This is a genomic window from Amycolatopsis sp. SB7-3 (assembly GCF_041021335.1).
In the GTDB taxonomy this organism is placed as follows: domain Bacteria; phylum Actinomycetota; class Actinomycetes; order Mycobacteriales; family Pseudonocardiaceae; genus Amycolatopsis; species Amycolatopsis japonica.
Genome location: NZ_JBFPJQ010000003.1, coordinates 423,534 through 442,508, shown reverse-complemented (window position 1 = coordinate 442,508; position 18,975 = coordinate 423,534). Strand labels below are relative to the sequence as shown.

The following is an 18,975-nucleotide window of genomic DNA, read 5'->3' as shown; positions in this document are numbered from 1 at the left end:
ACCACCTTAGCCGGTTGCGACCAACCAGGGCGAACTGTTAGAACCGTCTTAGCCGGTTCCAACGAGGAGGTCTCATGACCAGCGAAGTGCAAGCCTTCGAAGCCCACGCGACCGACGCCGACCTCGACGATCTGCGTGCGCGACTGGCCGCGGCGCGGCTACCGGAAGCCGAGACGGTCCCCCGCTGGGGGCAGGGCGTTCCGCTCGCCGACCTGATCGAGGTCGTGGACTACTGGCGCACCGAGTACGACTGGCGCTGGTTCGAAAAGCGCCTCGACCGGATCGGCCAGTTCCGCACGACCATCGACGGCCTGGGGATCCACTTCCTGCACCGCCGGTCCACCCGCGCGGATGCCACTCCCCTGGTCATGACGCACGGCTGGCCGGGCAGCATCGCCGAGTTCGTCGATGTGGTGGACGAACTGGCGGAGCCGGCGGACCCCGGCACACCGGCGTTCCACGTCGTGGTCCCGTCGCTGCCGGGCTTCGGCTACAGCGACAAACCGGCCACCACCGGCTGGGGAACCGAAAAGATCGCGGCCGCCTGGGTCGAACTGATGGGCAGGCTCGGCTACGACAGGTTCGCGGCCCACGGCGGCGACTGGGGCGGCAACATCACCACGGTCCTCGGCGGCAGATTCCCGGACCACGTTCTCGGCATCCACACGACGTTCGCGGAGGGACCGCCCGGGCTGACGACGGAGGGACTGACCCCGGCCGAGCGCAAGTGGACCGAAGAAACCCGCCACTTCTGGCATCACCGCGCCGCCTACGCCAAGCAGCAGGCGACCCGCCCGCAGACCATCGGCTACTCGCTCGTCGACTCACCGGTGGGCCTGCTCGCCTGGATCCTGGACAAGTTCGCCGAATGGTCGGACACCGAGGACAGCCCGTTCGAGACGATCTCCCGGGACCGCGTCCTCGACGACGTCACCCTGTACTGGCTGACCCGGACCGGTGCGTCAGCGGCCCGCATCTACTACGAAAGCCACAACTCGCTCGATCCCGGACTCCGCGTCGACGTCCCGGCGGCGATCACCGTCTACCCCCGCGACATCGAGAAGTACCCGCGCCCCTGGGCGCAGGAGCGGTATCGGCGGATCGTCCGCTGGAGGTCACCCGAAGCCGGTGGGCATTTCCCGTCGCTGGAGGTTCCCGGGTACTTCGTCAAGGATCTGCAGGAGGGTCTCGCGACCGTGCGGCAAGCGGTATAGGTCGTTATACAAAACGGGACCGCTAGCCCGCGCCGAGGAACTTCCCCGCCACCGCCGCGAACTCCTCCGGCCTGCTGCCGTGCACCCGATGCCCCGCGTCCTCGATGATCGCCAGGCGGCAGTCCGGGATCAGCCCGCACATCCGTTCCAGCGGCTCACGGCCGACATGGCTGGACGGCCCGCCGCTGATCAGCAGGGTCGGCGCCGTGATCGCGCCGAGCCGCTCCCACCACCCGGGGTCGGGCGTGCGGAGTTCGGCCATGATCGGATCGATCAGCCGCCAGTCGAACGGCAACGGCTCGGACGGTTCCTGCGCGGGAGCCAACGGCTCCAGAGCCTCCAGCGGAGGCGGCGGGCTGTCCTCGACGACCAGCCGCCGCACGCGCCCGGGCAGCCTCTGGGCGAGCAGCACGGCGACCCGGCCGCCCATCGAATGGCCGACCAGGTCCGCTTCGTCCCCGAGGAGCTCGGCGACGCCGTCAGCCATCGCGTCGAGCGAGTAGTCCTCGACATGCGCGCTGTCGCCGTGCCCCGGCAGGTCGACGGCCACGACACGACGAGCCAGGCGACCGGCGAAATCGTCCCAAGTGCCCGCTTTGCTCCCCAAGGCGTGCAGCAGGACGACGGGCACCCCACCGGACGGGCCGGTCTCCCGGAAGGCGAGCATCAGGCCCGCAGATGCGCCCGGTCCGGCGCGACGGCGTGCCGCAGCGGCTCCCCGAGCACGAATCGCCGCAGCTCACCGGCCACGAGTTCGCCCATCCGGGCACGCTCGGCGCCCAGCGCGCCGGCCAGATGCGGGGTGAGCACCACGTTCGGCAACGTGTACAGCGGCGAGTCCGGCTCCGGCGGTTCGGGCCAGGTGACGTCGAGGATCGCGGTGAGATCGGGACGTTCGGCCAGCACCGGGACGACCGACGGCTCGTCGACGACGGCGCCGCGGGCGGTGTTGATCAGGGTCGCGCCGATGCCCATCCTGGCCACCAGCTCACCGTCGACCAGCCCTTCGGTCTCCGGGAGCAGCGGCGCGTGCAGGCTCACCACGGGACACGTGGCGAACAGTTCCTCCAGGCCCACCAGCCGCACGCCGAGGCTTTCGGCGGTCGCCGGGTCGACGACGGGGTCACTCGCGAGCACTTCCACGTCGAAACCGCGCAAATGCGACGCGACGAGAGCACCGATCTCACCGAGGCCGAGCAGGCCGACGCGGGACCGGTAGGCGCCCGCGACCCGCGGATCCGGCGGATAGGCGCGCCGCTCCCGGATCTCGCGGGAGATGCGGTGCACCTGCTTGAGTCCTAAGAGGACCTGGGCCAGGGTGAACTCGGCGACCGGGACGGCGTTCGCGGCCGCGGCGGACACGATCGGCAGCTCGCGCGCCCAGAACTCGGGCGTGGTCAGCGGCCGGACCGAGCCGGCCGCGACGAGCACGGCCCGCAGGTCCCGCGCGTGTCCCAAAAGGACGGAGTCCAGGACCGGGGCACCCCAGCCGGACAGCAGGATTTCGACGCCTTCCAGTGCCGACGGGTCCTCCGCCAGCCGCTCTCGGGTGAGCGGCTCACGCAGGTCCACCAGCGTTTCGATCTCCTTCAGCACGGCCTCGGGGTATACGTCGCCGCGGCGGCGTTCCTCCATCACGAGAAGTGCCGTCGGCCGGTGTTGCTGCTCGGTCATCCCTACCTCCGGCGGCGACCATACATCGGATGCCTGAGCCGGTCCACGCACGGCGAGTCCCGCGCAGAGGCAAACACGGGCGATTGAAATTCGTAATGATCGGACCATTGACCGGAGACCGGGAAAGCGCTTACCGTCCCCTCCGAGGTAGACAGCGTGGTCCACAGTGAACAGGAGAAGCGATGCGGAAATCGCGGTGGATCGGCGTGGGACTCACTGTCTCAGCGCTGGTCCTTTCGGGCTGCTCGGCAGGCCCCGCCGGAACGAACGTCGCGCAGGACACCAAGGCGCCGTTGGAACTGTGGACCCGGACGACCCCCGGCGGCCCCGGTGAACAGGCCACCAAGCGGCTCGCGGAGGCCTTCGAGAAGGCCACTGGATTCAAGGTGCAGGTCACCGCGATCTTCGACGACTTCGAGACGAAGCTCGCCCAGCGCGCCGCCCAGCGCGACCTGCCGGACATCGTGATGAACGACGTCACCCAGGTCGGCACGCTCAAGAGCCAGGGTCTCGTGCGTGAGATCGAACAGGGCAAGATCAAGCACGCGTCGGAGCTCACCGAGCAGGCGCTGAAGTCCAACCAGACCCCGGACGGCAAGCTGTACGGCCTCCCCTACAGCGCGCAGGCTTCGGCGCTGCTGATCCGCAAGGACTGGCGCGAGAAGCTCGGCAAGGGCGTCCCGCAGAGCTGGGCCGAACTGGCGGACCTCGCCAAGGCCTTCACCACCGGCGACCCCGACGGCAACGGGAAGAACGACACCGCGGGACTGAACGCGACGCTGTCGACCAAGCGGGGCTACGCCTCCTGGTACTTCTCGAACTTCCTGTGGGCCGCGGGCGGCGACTTCATCACCGAAACCGGTGGCGGCAAGTACAAGCCGGCGATGAGCACGCCCGAATCCGTGGCCGCGGTGCAGTGGTTCCGCGACCTCGGCTGCAAGGAGAACGTGATCCAGCCCGGTTCGGTCACCATGCCGACCCCGGCGACCAACGAGACCTTCGAAGCGGGCAAGGCCGGGATGTACGTCGTCGGCCCGTACCTGCTGCCGCGCTTCGACAAGTCGCTCGGCAAGGACAAGTACGAGGTCGTCCCGATGCCGAAGGGCGCCAAGAACGCCGACGTCCTCGCCGAGGGCCTGTCGATCTTCATGATGGCCGGTTCGCCGAACCAGGCGGGCCAGGACGCGTTCGGTGACTTCGCCATCTCGGCCGACGGCCAGAAGATCGGTATGGAAGGCGAATCGGCCTTCATCGTGCAGCTCCCGGTGAACAAGAACGTCGACATCACCCAGGTCCGCTCCGACCCGCGGTGGAAGACCTACGCCGAGATCTACGCGAAGTCCGGCCACTACGCGCCGTCCATCCCGAACTGGACGCCGGTCCGCCAGGACACCGCCGACACGATCAGCGCGCTCGTCGCCGACTGCAAGCTCGATCTCAAGGCGGAACTGTCCAAACTCGACACCAAGCTCACCGCGACCTTGCAGCAACAGGGGATCAGCGCCTCATGACCGTAGATCACGCCAAGCCGGCGGCCGTCGGCGCGGACCGTCCCGCCGTGAAGCGGACGCCCGCGCCGAAGGCCCGCAGGCGCAGCGACCGCGACGGGAAGTGGTGGACGCCGTGGCTGTTCCTGGCCCCCGCCCTCATCCTGTTCGTGTACTTCAAGTTCATCCCGATGATCACCGCGGTGACGATGTCCTTCCAGGACGTCCAGCCGTACCTGGGCAACCAGTGGGTCGGCGGGCAGAACTACAGCACCGTCCTCGGTGACGAGGCGTTCCACTCCGCGATCTGGCACACCGTCGTGATCGCGGTCGGGCAGACCGCGGGGTCGATGATCATCGGCCTCGCGCTCGCCCTGCTGATGGAGGGCCAGAGCAAACGGCTGAAGTTCCTGCGGTCGGCGGCCTTCCTCCCGGTGGTCGTGCCGATCGCGGTGGTCGCCGAGCTCTGGCGGATCATGTACCACCCGACCGAAGACGGGATGCTGAACTCCATCCTCGGCCTGATCGGCCTGGGCCCGTCGGGATTCATCAACGATCCCGATTCGTCGATGATCTCGGTGATCATCACCGGGATCTGGCGCGGCGCCCCGTACGACATGATGATCTTCCTCGCCGGTTTGGCCGGTATCGACCGCGGCCTCTACGAAGCGGCCACTGTGGACGGTGCCTCGCGCTGGCGCAAGATCGTCCACGTGACGCTGCCGGGCCTGCGGTCGGTGTTCTCGATCCTGTTCGTCCTCGCGGCGATCCGCGGCCTGCGCGTGTTCACCGAGGTGTTCCTGCTGACCAACGGCGGGCCGAACGGCTCGACCGAGGTGGCGATGACCCTGATCTACAAACTCGGCCTGGAACAGAACCGGCTGGGCGTCGGTGCGGCGGGCGCGGTCCTGCTGTTCCTCGCGACGCTCGTGCTCACCCTGTTCGTCCAGGTGCTCCGACGGAGGCGAGACGCATGACCGCGGCCAACGATTCGGCGCTCGGCCTCGACGCCGTCAAATCACCGGGCGGACGGATCCTGAAGTTCGTCCTGTACGCCCTGCTGCTCCTGGTGTTCGCCGGGCCGCTGCTGGCGCTGCTGGTCAGCGCGTTCAACGACGTCTCCGACCCGACGGCGCTGAGTGTCATCCCGTCGAGCCCCACCCTGGAGAACTTCGGCATCGCGTTCGACCAGGGCGTCGGGATGTACCTGCTCAACTCGTTCCTGGTGGTCGGCTTCGGTCTCCTGCTGCAGGTCGTCGTCTCGGTGCTGGCCGGCTACGCGTTGGCACGCAAGAAGTTCCGGTTCATGACCTTCGTGCTGGTCGCGATCCTGGCGACGCTGATGCTGCCGGAGGAGATCCTCGCGATCCCCCTCTCGCTGATCCTCTCGGATCTGCCCGTGGTGCACCTCAATCTGATCGGCAGCCTCGCCGGGATGATCGTGCCGCTGGGCGCGTGGGCGTTCTCGATCCTGGTGATGACCGAGTTCATGAAGGACGTCCCCCGCGAACTCGAAGAGGCCGCGCGGATCGACGGCGCCGGTGATCTGCGGATCTTCGCGCAGATCATCCTTCCGATGTGCAAGCCCGCGCTCGGCGTGATCGGCGTCTTCGGCTTCACCATGATCTGGGACCAGTACCTGCTGCCGTTGCTGGTGTCGACCGACGCATCGACCTACACCCTGCCGCTGGCCCTGCGGACACTGCGGATCGACCCGACCGTCACCCCCGGCGTGATCATGGCGGCGTCGCTGCTGGCGCTGCTCCCTTCGGTCGCCGCGTTCCTGTTCTTCCAGCGTTCGTTCGTCCGCGGCCTCGCCTCGGGCGCGCTCAAGGGCTGACCCACCATCTGCAAGGAGCGATCCTGAAGTGAGTTCCACCGCCTGGTTCACCCACGACCGGTTCGGGATGTTCGTCCACTGGGGACTGTATTCGCTGGCCGCCCGGCACGAATGGGTGCAGAACCACGAGAAGCTGACCGACGAGCAGTACCGGGTCTACTTCGACCACTTCGAGCCGGACAAGTACGACCCGCGGTCCTGGGCACGGGCCGCGAAGGCCGCGGGCATGACCTACGTCGTGCTGACCACCAAGCACCACGACGGTTTCTGCCTGTGGGACAGCGACCTCACCGACTTCAAGGTGACGAACACGCCGTACGGCAAGGATCTGCTCGGCCCGTTCGTCGACGCGTGCCGCGAGGAAGGCCTGAAGGTCGGCTTCTACCACTCGCTGATCGACTGGCACCACCCGGCTTTCCCCGTCGACGGCACCCATCCCCGCCGTGACGACGCGGAGTACATCGCGGCGCACCAGTACGCCGACATCGCCGAGTACCAGCTCTATCTCCACGGTCAGGTGCGCGAACTGCTCACCCGCTTCGGCACGATCGACTACCTGTTCTTCGACTTCTCCTACAAGGGCCGCAAGGAATGGTGGGGCGGCAAGGGACCGGACGACTGGGACTCCCCCGGCCTGCTCGCGCTGGTCCGCGAACTGCAGCCCGGCATCCTGGTCAACGACCGCACCGGGATCCCCGGCGACTTCATCACCCCGGAGCAGTACCAGCCGTCCGGCCCGATGACCCGCGACGGTGTCCCCGTGGTGTGGGAGGCGTGCCAGACGCTGAACGGCAGCTGGGGTTACGACCGCGACAACCTGGACTACAAGAGCCCCGAGCTGCTCATCCGGATGCTGGTCGACGGCGTGTCCAAGGACGGCAACCTGCTGCTCAACGTCGGCCCGAACGGCCGGGGCGAGATCGACCCCCGTGCGCACGAGGTGCTCGCCGAGATCGGCCGCTGGATGGACCGGCACGAACGCTCCGTCCGCGGCTGCGGTCCCTCGGAGTTCACCGCGCCCGCCGACGGCCGCTACACCCAGCGCGGCGACCGGCTGTACCTGCACCTGTTCAGCTGGCCGATGAACCACGTCCACCTGCCCGGGCTCGCCGGGCGGGTCCGTTACGCCCAATTGCTCGACGACGCCTCGGAAATCCGGCAAGTGCACACAGATCCCGGGCAGACCGCGCAGAACACCCAGATGGGCGGGCAGCCGGAAGGCACGCTCACCCTGAAACTCCCCATCCGGAAACCGGACACCCCGGTCCCAGTGATCGAACTGTTCCTGAACACGGAAAGCCCCGCCGCCGAAACCCTCCCCACCGATTGAGCACGGAGGCATCATGGATCGCAGAAGGTTCCTCAGCGGCGCCACCCTCGGCGCCGCGCTGATCACCGTCCCCTGGGTCACCGCGGGCACGGCGTCGGCCAAGCCGAAGGGGCTGTGCGCCCTGAACGTCAGTTCGCTGACCGAACTGCAGAAGGCGATCAACCAGGCGGGCCCCGGTGCCGTCATCACCGTGAACAACGGCACCTACACCGTGCCCACCGGCTCGCCGATCAGCATCAAGGGCAGGCGCGGCACGAAGGACCAGCCGATCACCATCGTCGCCCAGACCGGCGGCGGGGTGACGATGAACGGCGAGCAGAGCTTCGTCTTCGACGACTCCACCGGCGTCACGATCAGCGGGTTCAACTTCCGGCAGAGCACCACACTGGAGGTCCCGGCGAACTGTTCGCGGATCCGCCTGACCCGCAACGACTTCCAGCTGGCCGACATCACCGGCCTGGACTGGGTGATGATCCGCGCCGACTACAGCAAGGTCGACCGCAACCACTTCCACCACAAGACGACGCTCGGCGTCATGCTCTGCATCGAGGGCGCGGACGACGACAAGATGGCGACCGGCGTCCACGTCCTGCGGAACTACTTCTCCGACCACACCTTCGCCGGCGACAACGGCGGCGAGCCGATCCGGCTCGGCCTCAGCCCGCGCGCGCTGAGCACCGCCGGCGCCACGGTGGAGTACAACCTGTTCGAACGCGCGAACGGCGACCCGGAGGCCATCTCGGTCAAGTCGTCGGGCAACTTCATCCGCAACAACACCATCCGGAACAGCCTGGGCGGCATCGTGCTGCGCCACGGGAACAAGACCGTCGTCGAATCCAACTTCATCCTCGGCGGCAAGGAAGGCATCCGGATCTACGGCAACGACCACAAGATCGTCAACAACTACATCGCCGGACTGTCCAGCAACGCGCTGGTCGTCGGCAGCGGCACCGTCCGGGACCACTTCCCGGGCGAGTCCAAGGAATCGCGGCGCGGCAACGACGCGGCGGACCGCGTGCTCATCGCGCACAACACGCTGCTGAACAACAGCAGCACGCTTTCCGGCGAGACCAAGCGGACGATCGAACCGCGCGACTGCACGATCTCCGACAACCTCTTCGTCGGCAGCAACGGCGACCTGGTCGCGATGAGCACCACGGGCAACTTCACCTGGTCCGGCAACATCCTCTGGGGTTCGGGCGGCGACGGCAACATTCCGGCGGGCACCTTCCGCCGGGTCGACCCGAAGCTCGTGCAGGGCACCGACGGCGTCTCGCGGCTCGCCGCGGGCAGCCCGGCGATCGACGCGGCGACCCTCTCGACCGCGCCGGTCACGCTGGACATCGACGGTCAGGCCCGCGGCAGCCTGCGTGACGTCGGCGCCGACGAGTACTCGACGGCCGCCATCGCCAACCGGCCGCTCACCACCGCGGACGTCGGCCCCGGCGCCCCGTAGCGAGGCGGTCGCCACCAGAGCCGGGCTCACGCCGGCGTCAGCCCACGCCGGCGTGAGCCCCACCGCACCACCGCACGACCGAGGAGGAACCATGGCGCAGCGTGCCGCGGGTTCGGCCACCCTGGCCGACGTCGCCCGCGAGGCCGGAGTGTCGCTCGCGACGGCGTCGAGGGCGCTCAACGGCGGGACCAGACAGGTCAGCGGCACCCTGCGCGAATCGGTGCTGCGGGCCGCGGAACGCCTGCAGTACACGGCGAACGTGCCCGCGCAGGCGATGGCCCGCGGCCGGGGCAACGTCGTCGGACTGCTGGTGCACGACATCGTCGACCCGTACTTCTCCTCGATCGCGTCCGGCGTGATGCGCGTGGCCGCCCGGCACGGGCTGACGGTCACCATCGCGAGCACGGAGAACCATCCGGAGAAGGAACTCGAGTACGTCACGACGCTGCGCGGGCAGCGGGCGCGGGCGGTCATCCTCGCCGGGTCGCGCAACGAAGACAGTGCCCTGCAACGGAATCTGACCAAGGAGCTCAAGGCCTTCGAGGCCGCCGACGGCCAGGTCGTGGTGATCGGGCAGCGGAAACTGCCGTTCGACACCGTCATGCTGGAGAACCGCGCGGGAGCGGCGGATCTGGCCGAACGACTCGCCCTGCTCGGGCACCGCGACTTCCTCGTCCTCGCCGGGCCGTCCGGCCTGCTGACCTCGCGGGACCGGGTGCTGGGTTTCCGTGACGGCCTCGCCCGGCAAGGCGTCCCCTTGCCCGAGAACCACGTGCTGCGTGCGGAATTCACCCGCGACGGCGGCTACGCGGCGATGGTGCGGGCGATCGAGAACGGCTTCCGCGGCTGCGTGTTCGCGGTCAACGACGTGATGGCCGTCGGCGCGATGGCCGCCTGCCGCGACCGTGGGCTGCAGGTGCCCGCCCAGATCGCGATCGCCGGATTCGACGACATTATTACGTTGCGGGACATAAGGCCTTCGCTGTCCACTGTGCGCGTGCCGATCGAGCGCATGGGCGAACAGGCCCTCGACTTCATCCTCGACCACCGCGCGGACGGTCCCCGCGTCAAGCCGATCACCGGCGAGGTCGTGCTGCGGGAAAGCACTCAACCGTTGGAGGGAAAATGATCCGCCCGGGACTGTGTTCGGTGACGCTGCGACGGCTGGACGCCGACGAGGTCGCCCGTCGCGCCGAGAAGGCGGGGCTCCAGGTGATCGAATGGGGTGCCGACGTCCATGTGCGCCCCGGTGACGACTGGGCGGCCGAGCGCGCGTTCGAGGCCATGGCACGGCACGGGCTGACCTGCGACTCCTACGGTTCTTACTTCCGCGCGACCCCGATGGAGGCCGGGAAGTTCGGCGAGATCGCCGCCACCGCGGTCCGGCTCGGTGCCTCGCGGATCCGGGTGTGGGCGGGGAAGGCGGGCTCCGAGGACGTCGACTCCTACGAGCGCGAGCAGATCGTCGCCGGGCTCCGCGAGGCCGCCGACGTCGCGAACGAGCACGGTCTCGAAGTCGCGCTGGAGTTCCACGGCGGGACACTGACCGACACCGCCGAATCGACCGTGCGGCTGCTCGAAGAGGTGGGCCGCGACAATCTCGGCACCTATTGGCAACCGCCGCAGGATCTGCCGGACGAGCAGGCGGTGGCGGGGCTGGAACTGGTGCTCGACCAGGTCCGCGCGGTGCACGTGTTCTCGTGGTGGCCCAGCAACGAGCGGCATCCGCTGACCTTCCGGACGGAGCTCTGGACACGGGCGTTCGGCCTGCTCGCCAAGGCGGGACGGCCGCTCGACGCGTTGCTGGAATTCGTCCCGGACAACGATCCGGACCTGATCCCCGGCGAGGCCGACTCGCTGCGGAAGCTGATCGAGGCGGGCGCGTGAGGTTCACCGAGGCCGACCGCCTGCTGTTCGCCGGCGACTCCATCACCGATTCCAGCCGCGACCGCACCGATCCGGCGTCGCTCGGCAAGGGCTACGTGCGGCAGATCGCGGACCTCCTCGGCGACGGGCCGGAAGTGCTCAACCGCGGGATCAACGGCAACCGGATCTACGATCTCGAAGCCCGGTGGACCACCGACGTCCTCGCCGCGCGTCCCACGGTGCTGACGGTGAAGATCGGCATCAACGACACCTGGCGGACGTTCGACCGCGGCCTGCCGAGCCCGATCGAGAAGTTCCGCGCCGCCTACTCCCGGCTGCTGGCCGGCGCGCGGCAGCACCTCCCGGCCGAGTTGTACGTGATCACACCGTTCCTGCTGCCGGTGGAGCCGGAACAACAGGAGTGGGTCGCCGATCTGGCGCCCCGTATCGAAACCGCGATCGACGTGGCGACCGAATTCGGCGCGCGGCTGATCCGCGCGGACCTGTTCATGCCGCGGGCGGCCGCCGAACACGGGGCGGCGACGCTGGCCCCGGACGGCGTCCACCCCAGCCCGCTGGGACATCGCCTGCTCGCCGAAGCCTGGCTCGCGGCCGCCGGGGCGCCGGTCCAGGAGGCACAGCTCCCCTAGCGGATACAGTTGCGTCCGTGAACCGGGATGCCGTCATTGCCGGACGTTACCGGCTGGAACGCGAGGTCGGCCGGGGCTCGATGGGCGTGGTGTGGCGGGCGCGGGACGAGCGGCTCGACCGCACGGTGGCGCTCAAGCAGATGCGGCCGGACACCTCGCCGGACGGCGCGCCGTTCCGGTCGATCGTGCGCGCGATGCGGGAGGCCAGGGTCGCCGCACGGCTCAAGCATCCGCACGCCGTCACCGTGTACGACGTCGTGGAACAGGACGGAACGCCGTTCCTGGTCATGGAATACCTGCCGTCGCGGCCGCTGACGGACCTCCTCGCGGACGGCGGCCCGCTCCCCGCCGGCCGGGTGGCGGAACTCGGCGCGCGGATCGCCTCGGCACTGGCCGCCGCGCACGAGGACGGGATCCTGCACCGCGACGTCACGCCCAACAACATCCTGATCACCGGCGACGGGGATGCGAAGATCGCCGATTTCGGCCTGTCCCACGCCACCGGCGAAGGGACCATGACCGGCGGCGGGCTCGTCGTCGGCACTCCCGCGTACCTCTCCCCCGAGGTCGCCGACGGTGAAGAGCCCGGCTATCCGTCGGACGTGTTCTCACTCGGCTCGACGCTCTACACCGTGCTGGAGGGCGCGCCGCCGTTCGGCACCGACGCCAACCAGATCGCGCTCCTCAAACGGGTCGCCCGCGGCGAGATCGTCGCCCCGCGTACCACCGGCCCGCTCACGGACGTCCTGCTGCGCATGCTCCGGCGCGATCCCGCGGAGCGGCCGGACATGGCCGAGGCCGAACGAATGCTCACCGCCGTCGCCGACGGCCGTCCGGCGATCCTGGCAGGCACCAAACGGCTTCCCGCGCCCACCCGCCGATCGCGTTTGCCGCTCGCCGTCGCGGGCGGTGTCGTGGTGGCGGGTGGTGTCCTGGCGGGGATCCTGCTGTTCGACGGCGACGCACCCGACGCCGTCGCCCCGGTGGCGGCGCCGTCCCCGCCGGCCGCGAAACCGGTGTGCGAAGCGCGTTACGAGATCGCCAATCGCTGGCCCGGCGGTTCGGAGATCCGCGTGTCGGTGCGCAACGCCCAGGACACCCGGCTCACCGGCTGGGAGGTCAGCTGGACCCTGCCGCCCGGCACCCGCATCGCCAATCTGTGGAACGGTTCCCTGGCGCAGGACGGCGACCGCGTGCGAGTGTCCGAAGTGGACTGGAACGCGGTACTGCCCGCCGGCGGGACAACGACGTTCGGCTTCATCGCGACCACCGAGGACGACGGCGGGGACACGCCGGTCGCGGTGTGCCGGAGCTCCTGAGCATGCGTTTAGTCCTCTGAATGCGGTAGTTGCCCGTGCAAGGACCGCATTCAGAGGACTAAACGCATGCTAGCGGGTGGTGGATTCCCGCGCGTTGAGCCGCACCGGAACCTCGATCCGGTGCGGCTCGCCGTCCGGGGCCGCGCCCTCGACGAGGTCCATCAACGCTGTGGCCGCGCGACCGCCCACCTCACGCGGATGCACGAACATCCCGGTCACCCGCGGCGAAACGAGCCGGAGCGAACCGCTGTCGACCGCGCTGCAGATCCCGAGCTCGCCGGGGACCGCGAGCCGTCGGCGGCGGGCCTCGTGCAGCACCCCGAGGGCGAGGTTCTCCGACGTCGTGAAGACGGCGTCCGGACCGATCCGCCGGTCGAGCAGCCTGCCCAACGCCTCCGCCGTTCCTTCGGTGGTCGGCGGCTCGTCGATCTCGGCAACCACCGGCTCCCGCCCCCGGTCCCGCATCCAGCCGGTGTAGCCCGCCACCAGATCCGCCGCGTACGACCGGCGGGTGTCGGTGGTGATCATCGCCGGCCGCTCGTAACCGTTGTCCGCCAAGTGATCCAGCATCAGCCGGGCGGCCGCGACCAGGTCGTTGTCGACGACGACCGGCACCGGGCACGGCGCCGCCATCGGCCGTCCGACGGTCACCAGTGGGCGGTCACGGCACCAGCCGGACGCGAAGAAGGGCTCGTCCCCGCGGGGATCCACCAGGATCGCGCCGTCGACGGCGAAGGCGTTCAGCCGGTCGAGGTCGGCGTCCGTCGGAGCCAAAAGCAAGCCGTACGACCGTTTCGACGCGGCTTCGGCCGCCCCGTTGAGCACTTCGAGGAAGTAATCCGAATTGGGCACGAGCGCGCAGGCACTGCTCGCGTCGACCGAGTTCGCGAGCTGGATCGCCAGGGTGCGGCTGCGCCGGGTGACCAGCTGCTGCGCGTGCACACTCGCCTGGTAGCCGAGGTCGGCCGCCGCCCGCGCGACGCGCTGCCGGGTCTGCTCGGAGATCCGCCCCTGCCCGCTGAGCACGTGGGACACGGTGGTGATCGAGACCCCCGCGGCGGCGGCGACGTCACGGATGGTCGGCGACACTCAGGCCTCCACGGGCGGTCCCCAGACGCGGTTCGGCCGGTCGGTGTCCAGCCGATAGTCGGTGACGTGGGCGTCGCCCAGCCTACGGCCGAGGTCCTCCGCCGCCGCCAACGGCCGGGCGGGATCGCGTTCCACCTCGCCCCGGCTGTTGCCGACGCCGACCACGATCCCGGCGAGGTCCTGGCGCAGGTACCGGGTGAGTTCCTGGAACTGGGCCTCGAGGCCGAGCGTCGCGCCGCGATAGCTCTCCTCGCAGGAGATCAGCACCGCGGCGCGTTTGCCCATCAACCCCGGCACGACGTCGGCGGTATGCGGCGAACTGCCGGAGGTGTAACAGAAAAGCCGGTCGAAGAAGGACTTGAGCCGCCCGGTCATGCCATACCAGTGCAGCGGGGTCGCGTAGACGATCGCGTCCGCCGGGAGCACGCGATCGAACAGCAGGCGCTCGTAACCGTCCCCGATGCCGCAGGACCGGTCGCTCAGCCGGCAGTCGCGGCAGTCCCCCAGCGGCGACTCGACGGAATCGGAGAGCCGGGCGAAGTCGACCGTGTGCCCGGCCTCCTCCGCTCCTTTGCGCAAAGCCTGCGCCAGCGCCCAGGAGTTGCCTTCACGACGCGGGCTCGAATCGAGCACCAAGACCTTCACGTGGTTCTCCCCGGAGAGATTGCAAAAACGCTTTTGCAGTCTCTCCGGGGAGGTTTCACCTGTCAAGCGACCGAGGTCAGGCGACCTTGGCGGCGGCCGCGAGGACGACTTCCGCCACGACGTCCGGCCGCGAGACCGAGACGGCGTGCGAAGCGTCGACCCTGGTGACCTCCGAACCGGCACGGTCGGACATGAACTCCTGCGCGGCGGCGGGGATCGCGTGGTCCTGCTCCGCGATCAGGGCCCACGACGGCAGGTTCTTCCACGCCGGCTCGCCGTCGAACGGGGTGCCGAGCGCGCGCTCGGTGACCGGACGCTGGGTGACCGCCATGACGTCGGCGGTCTCCGCGGGGACGTCGGCCGCGAACACGTCCGAGAAGTTCTCGGGCTTGATCGACAGCTCACCCTGGGCGGCCAGGACGTTCGTGGTGTCCGGGCCGAGCTTGCCGCCCTCGAACCGGCCAGACAGCTCGAACACGCTCTCCCCCGCCTCCGGCTGGAAGGCGGCGATGTAGACGAGCGCCTTGACGTTCGGCGCGGTGGTGGCCGCGCGGCTGATCACGACGCCGCCGTAGGAGTGCCCGGCCAGCACCACGGGGCCGTCCACTCCGTTGACGACGTCGGCGACATAGGCCGCGTCGGACTCGATCCCGCGCAGCGGGTTCGCCGCCGCCAGCACGCGATAGCCCTGCTCACGCAGCTTCGGGACGACGCCGTTCCAGCTGGACGAGTCGGCGAAAGCACCGTGGACCAGGACGATGGTGGGCTTCTGGTTGCTCATTGCTGCTCCTTCAGAGCCAGGGAGAATGATCGGTCTTTCTGCCTCAACCATGCTGCCCCCGGATGCCTTCCGCAACGTGACGAAGGCGACCTGGAGGAATGACCGTTCTTTCTCTAGAGTTGAAAGATGCCGACTGTCGACCGGGACGTACACCCGAAGATCCGGCTGCTCGAGACAGCGTCGCGGCTCTTCTACGCCGAGGGCATCCATGCCGTCGGCGTGGAGCGCCTGGTCTCCGAAGCGGCCGTGACCAGGGCGACGTTCTACCGCCACTACCCCACCAAGGACGACCTCGTCGCCGCCTACCTGAGCACCACGAGCGAACGGATCCGCGCGGGTGTCGGCGCGGCGACGCGAGGGAAGCCCGCCCGCGAAGCACTGCTCGCCGCACTGGGCATCGTCGGCGACCGGACACTCGACGACGACTTCCGCGGTTGCCAGTTCCTCAACGCCGCCGCCGAATACCCCGATCCGGCACACCAGGTGCGGCAGGTCATCGACGACCACCGGAACTGGTTCTTCGGCGTGCTTCGCGACCTGGCGCGCGACGCGGGTCATGCCGACCCCGACCACGCCGCCCGCACCCTCGTCCTCCTCCGCGACGGCGCGCTTCACGGCGGGAACCTCGACGACCCCGAGACCGTGCGGGCCACCCTGGCGCGGGCCGTGGCCGACGTCGTGGACTGAGCTTCATCGCGTCTTCTCGACGGTCGTAACAAGTGCTACCTTCGCGGGAGGGGGCACGGCCGGACCGAGGAGCGGCGACGATGAGGCTTTCTCCCAGCGCGCATGTCGACCCGTTCTGCCGCGACCGGCTGCCTCCCGCCGATCAGTGGCCGGAGTTCGTCTTCGACCTGCCGGAACTCCGTTATCCCGACCGGCTGAACGCCGCGACCACACTGCTCGACGACACCGTCGCTCAGCTCGGCCCGAGCCGACCCTGTCTGCTCTCCCCCACTGAAACGTGGACATACGGCGAAGTCCTGGCCCGCGCCAACCGTGTCGCCCACGTCCTGGTCACCGAATTCGGTGTGGTCCCCGGCGATCGCGTACTGCTGCGGGGCACCAACACGCCGTGGCTCGCGACGGTGTGGCTCGCCGTGCTCAAGGCGGGCGCGGTGGCCGTCACGACCATGCCGATGCTGCGGCGGACCGAACTCGACAAGATCGTCGCCCGCGCGAAGCCCGCGCTCGCCGTCTGCGACGAGCGCCTCTTGGACGAACTCCCGCCCGACCTGCCCGTCGTGGCGTACGGAACGGAACTCGCCGCCCGTGCGGAACCGCATCCGGCGACGTTCGCCGACGTCCCGACCGCGGCCGACGACGTCGCCCTGCTGGCCTTCACCTCCGGCACGACGGGCTCCCCGAAGGCGACGATGCATTTCCATCGCGATCTACTCGCGATCGCCGACACGTTCTCGCGGCACGTCGTACGCCCGACGTCCGACGATCTCTTCTGTGGCACACCACCGTTGGCGTTCACCTTCGGCCTCGGCGGCCTGCTGGTCTTTCCCTTGCGAGCCGGGGCGGCGACGTTGCTCGTCGAACGCGCCACTCCGGCGGAACTCGCCGCCATCGTCGCCGAGAAGAGGGTCACGGTCCTCTTCACCGCTCCGACCGCGTACCGCGCGATTCTGAACACCGGCGACGGCTGGCTGCTGACCGGAGTGCGGCGAGCCGTCTCCGCGGGCGAATCCCTTCCCGCTCCCGTGGCCGAGCAGTACCGGGAGATCGTCGGGCGGCCGCTCATCGACGGGCTCGGCAGCACGGAAATGCTGCACGTGTTCATCTCCGCCGCCGACGACGACGCCCGTCCTGGCGCGACCGGCAAGGTCGTACCCGGCTACCAGGCGGCCGTTCTCGACATCGACGGTTCGCCCGTACCCGACGGCACGCCCGGATTCCTGGCGGTGCGCGGCCCCACCGGCTGCCGCTACCTCGAAGACCCGCGCCAGCGGGACTACGTCCGTGACGGCTGGAACTTCACCGGCGACACCTACGTGCGCGACGCCGACGGCTACTTCCGGTTCGTCGCGCGCAGCGACGACATGATCATCTCGTCGGGCTACAACATCGCCGCCCCGGAGGTCGAAAAGGTCCTGCTGGCCCATCCGGACGTGGACGAATGCGCCGTGATCGGCACACCGGACCCGGATCGCGGTTCGGTCGTCACGGCGTTCGTCGTCCCTCGGCCCGGTATCGAGCCGGGCGTCGATCTGGTCCGAGCCCTGCAAGACCACGCGAAGGCGACCGCAGCGCCGTACAAGTATCCGCGGCGCGTGCGGTTCATCGAGGAGTTGCCGCGCAATGCGAGCGGGAAGCTTCAGCGATATCTGTTGCGGGAATTGTGACCGGCTCTCACGCGATGAACACGAGCAGAGCAGTGACCTGGGAAGGCTTCTACAACACCAGGGATCTCGGCGGCTTGCCGACCAGGTCGGGCCATGCGACTCGTTACGGCGCCTTCTTCAGGGCGGCCGATCTTCGTTTCGTCACCGACGAGGGTTGGTCGCAGGCACGACAATCCGGTCTCCGGACCATCGTCGACCTGCGCAACGCCGATGAGATCCGGCCGGCGACGACAAAGTCCCCGACAGTGCTGGCGGGCTCCGCGCAATTCGCCGCCGCAGGTGTGACCACACCGAACGGCTTCGACCGCGTCGAGGTACCCCTCGACGACATCGAGGACACCGAGTTCTGGCAGCACATCAACAAGGAACGACTCAACGGCAGCCCGCTCTACTACCGCCTCTTCCTCGAACGGAAAGCCAGCCGGTGCGCGGCCGTCATCACCGCGCTCGCCCGGTGCGGACCCCGCGGTGTCCTGTTCCACTGTGGAGCGGGCCGAGACCGCACCGGCCTGATCACCCTCCTGTTGCTGGCGCTGGCCGACGTCCGACCGGAGGCCATCGCAACGGACTACGACCTCTCCACCGAGGCCGTGAAACCCCTCTTCGCCATGATGGGCGTCGAGGACCAAGGACCGATCATCCAGTCCGTCCTCACCGACCGCGGCACCACGACTCAAGCCGCCATCCTGAGCACTCTCGAGGGCTTTGACGTCGAGCGATATCTCCTCGCCGGCGGTGTCAGCGACACCGACCTCGACGGTATCCGCGAGAGACTTTTGAAATCACGTTACGACTAATTGTGACAACAGGCACCAGGTGGCATGGGGTTCGTGTTGCGACCTGGCGATCGTTCCGATCGACAGATGATGGTCGGCATCAAAAACAGGTGACAGTTGGCGTGAAACTCCGATGTGCCGCGCTCCGCTGAACGCTGACCGATGACTGTGACCGTGAGCGTCAGGTGGCCAGGTGAACGTCATCTGCCCACTGGGGCCAGAGGTGTTCGGATCTGGCCTGGATTGGTCGATCACCGCAGGCTTCTCGGACGAGCAGACGATCAAGATCCTGCGGCGGTTGCAACGAACGATCGGCCGCGCGCTCTACGACGCACGACATCGTCTCGATGCTTGAGCGTCCTTGTGGTAGTGACTGTGCCAATTATCTCTTGTAGATGACAAAAATCACCTGTCGCCACACTAATCCACAAATTAGAACGATTTTCGAGAATCTATTTCATATTCGCACACTTGTTCGATATACGGTATTCTCGTGG

Annotated in this window: 18 protein-coding genes and 1 pseudogene; 14 read left to right on the top strand and 5 right to left on the bottom strand. The window is 68.6% G+C overall.

All coding sequences use genetic code 11. The features are described from left to right. The first annotated feature begins 74 nt into the window (after window positions 1-74). Window positions 75-1,214 (top strand): epoxide hydrolase family protein, encoded by a 1,140-nt coding sequence (locus tag AB8M46_RS26590; protein WP_394362005.1) that lies wholly within the window; start codon window positions 75-77, stop codon window positions 1,212-1,214. Between the two features lie 22 nt (window positions 1,215-1,236). On the opposite strand, the gene AB8M46_RS26585 is transcribed toward AB8M46_RS26590, so the two are convergent. Further along, window positions 1,237-1,881, bottom strand: a complete 645-nt coding sequence (locus AB8M46_RS26585) for an alpha/beta fold hydrolase (RefSeq protein ID WP_394362004.1) — start codon at window positions 1,879-1,881, stop codon at window positions 1,237-1,239. Then, a complete protein-coding gene (locus AB8M46_RS26580; RefSeq protein WP_394362003.1) occupies window positions 1,881-2,888 on the bottom strand; it encodes a hydroxyacid dehydrogenase in 1,008 nt (335 codons plus the stop codon). Before AB8M46_RS26580 ends, AB8M46_RS26585 begins: the two co-directional genes overlap by 1 nt. Window positions 2,889-3,070: 182 nt before the next feature. Here AB8M46_RS26580 and AB8M46_RS26575 point away from each other — a divergent pair, with 182 nt between their 5' ends. The 9 genes and pseudogenes from AB8M46_RS26575 (at window position 3,071) to AB8M46_RS26535 (ending at window position 12,836) form a co-directional block, all read left to right on the top strand. Continuing rightward, window positions 3,071-4,399, top strand: coding sequence for a sugar ABC transporter substrate-binding protein (locus AB8M46_RS26575; RefSeq protein ID WP_350593207.1), 1,329 nt, complete (start codon window positions 3,071-3,073; stop codon window positions 4,397-4,399). Beyond that, a complete protein-coding gene (locus AB8M46_RS26570) occupies window positions 4,396-5,352 on the top strand; it encodes a carbohydrate ABC transporter permease (RefSeq protein ID WP_394362002.1) in 957 nt (318 codons plus the stop codon). The genes AB8M46_RS26575 and AB8M46_RS26570 overlap by 4 nt, the downstream gene beginning before the upstream one ends. Next, window positions 5,349-6,215: a carbohydrate ABC transporter permease gene (locus AB8M46_RS26565; RefSeq protein ID WP_016333836.1), complete on the top strand. Its 867-nt coding sequence runs from the start codon at window positions 5,349-5,351 to the stop codon at window positions 6,213-6,215. Before AB8M46_RS26570 ends, AB8M46_RS26565 begins: the two co-directional genes overlap by 4 nt. Before the next feature lie 25 nt (window positions 6,216-6,240). After that, a pseudogene (locus AB8M46_RS26560) lies at window positions 6,241-7,545 on the top strand (alpha-L-fucosidase); the annotation flags it as partial. A 13-nt stretch (window positions 7,546-7,558) separates the two neighbouring features. After that, window positions 7,559-9,001, top strand: a complete 1,443-nt coding sequence (locus AB8M46_RS26555) for a chondroitinase-B domain-containing protein (RefSeq protein ID WP_394362001.1) — start codon at window positions 7,559-7,561, stop codon at window positions 8,999-9,001. A gap of 91 nt (window positions 9,002-9,092) precedes the next feature. After that, a complete protein-coding gene (locus AB8M46_RS26550) occupies window positions 9,093-10,130 on the top strand; it encodes a LacI family DNA-binding transcriptional regulator (RefSeq protein ID WP_037336796.1) in 1,038 nt (345 codons plus the stop codon). After that, window positions 10,127-10,888 carry a sugar phosphate isomerase/epimerase family protein gene (locus tag AB8M46_RS26545; RefSeq protein WP_394362000.1) on the top strand — a complete coding sequence of 254 codons (762 nt, stop codon included), beginning with the start codon at window positions 10,127-10,129 and terminating at the stop codon, window positions 10,886-10,888. Before AB8M46_RS26550 ends, AB8M46_RS26545 begins: the two co-directional genes overlap by 4 nt. Next, window positions 10,885-11,517 carry a GDSL-type esterase/lipase family protein gene (locus tag AB8M46_RS26540; protein ID WP_037336794.1) on the top strand — a complete coding sequence of 211 codons (633 nt, stop codon included), beginning with the start codon at window positions 10,885-10,887 and terminating at the stop codon, window positions 11,515-11,517. Before AB8M46_RS26545 ends, AB8M46_RS26540 begins: the two co-directional genes overlap by 4 nt. A 17-nt stretch (window positions 11,518-11,534) precedes the next feature. Continuing rightward, window positions 11,535-12,836, top strand: a complete 1,302-nt coding sequence (locus AB8M46_RS26535) for a protein kinase (protein WP_394361999.1) — start codon at window positions 11,535-11,537, stop codon at window positions 12,834-12,836. 69 nt (window positions 12,837-12,905) lie between these two features. On the opposite strand, the gene AB8M46_RS26530 is transcribed toward AB8M46_RS26535, so the two are convergent. The 3 genes from AB8M46_RS26530 to AB8M46_RS26520 form a co-directional block, all read right to left on the bottom strand. Continuing rightward, window positions 12,906-13,925: a LacI family DNA-binding transcriptional regulator gene (locus tag AB8M46_RS26530; RefSeq protein ID WP_394361998.1), complete on the bottom strand. Its 1,020-nt coding sequence runs from the start codon at window positions 13,923-13,925 to the stop codon at window positions 12,906-12,908. Continuing rightward, a complete protein-coding gene (locus tag AB8M46_RS26525; RefSeq protein ID WP_394361997.1) occupies window positions 13,926-14,570 on the bottom strand; it encodes a flavodoxin family protein in 645 nt (214 codons plus the stop codon). It abuts the gene before it with no gap. A 76-nt stretch (window positions 14,571-14,646) separates the two neighbouring features. Continuing rightward, a complete protein-coding gene (locus AB8M46_RS26520; protein ID WP_037336786.1) occupies window positions 14,647-15,351 on the bottom strand; it encodes an alpha/beta fold hydrolase in 705 nt (234 codons plus the stop codon). A gap of 126 nt (window positions 15,352-15,477) precedes the next feature. On the opposite strand from AB8M46_RS26520, the gene AB8M46_RS26515 reads away from it, so the two are divergent. The 4 genes from AB8M46_RS26515 (at window position 15,478) to AB8M46_RS26500 (ending at window position 18,833) form a co-directional block, all read left to right on the top strand. Continuing rightward, window positions 15,478-16,038 carry a TetR/AcrR family transcriptional regulator gene (locus tag AB8M46_RS26515; RefSeq protein ID WP_037336784.1) on the top strand — a complete coding sequence of 187 codons (561 nt, stop codon included), beginning with the start codon at window positions 15,478-15,480 and terminating at the stop codon, window positions 16,036-16,038. Between the two features lie 80 nt (window positions 16,039-16,118). Continuing rightward, the gene (locus AB8M46_RS26510; RefSeq protein WP_394361996.1) at window positions 16,119-17,702 is read left to right on the top strand and encodes an AMP-binding protein; all 1,584 of its coding nucleotides are present in this window, start codon (window positions 16,119-16,121) and stop codon (window positions 17,700-17,702) included. 32 nt (window positions 17,703-17,734) lie between these two features. Then, a complete protein-coding gene (locus AB8M46_RS26505) occupies window positions 17,735-18,499 on the top strand; it encodes a tyrosine-protein phosphatase (protein ID WP_394361995.1) in 765 nt (254 codons plus the stop codon). A gap of 172 nt (window positions 18,500-18,671) precedes the next feature. Further along, window positions 18,672-18,833, top strand: coding sequence for a hypothetical protein (locus AB8M46_RS26500; RefSeq protein ID WP_394361994.1), 162 nt, complete (start codon window positions 18,672-18,674; stop codon window positions 18,831-18,833). Window positions 18,834-18,975: the final 142 nt, after the last annotated feature.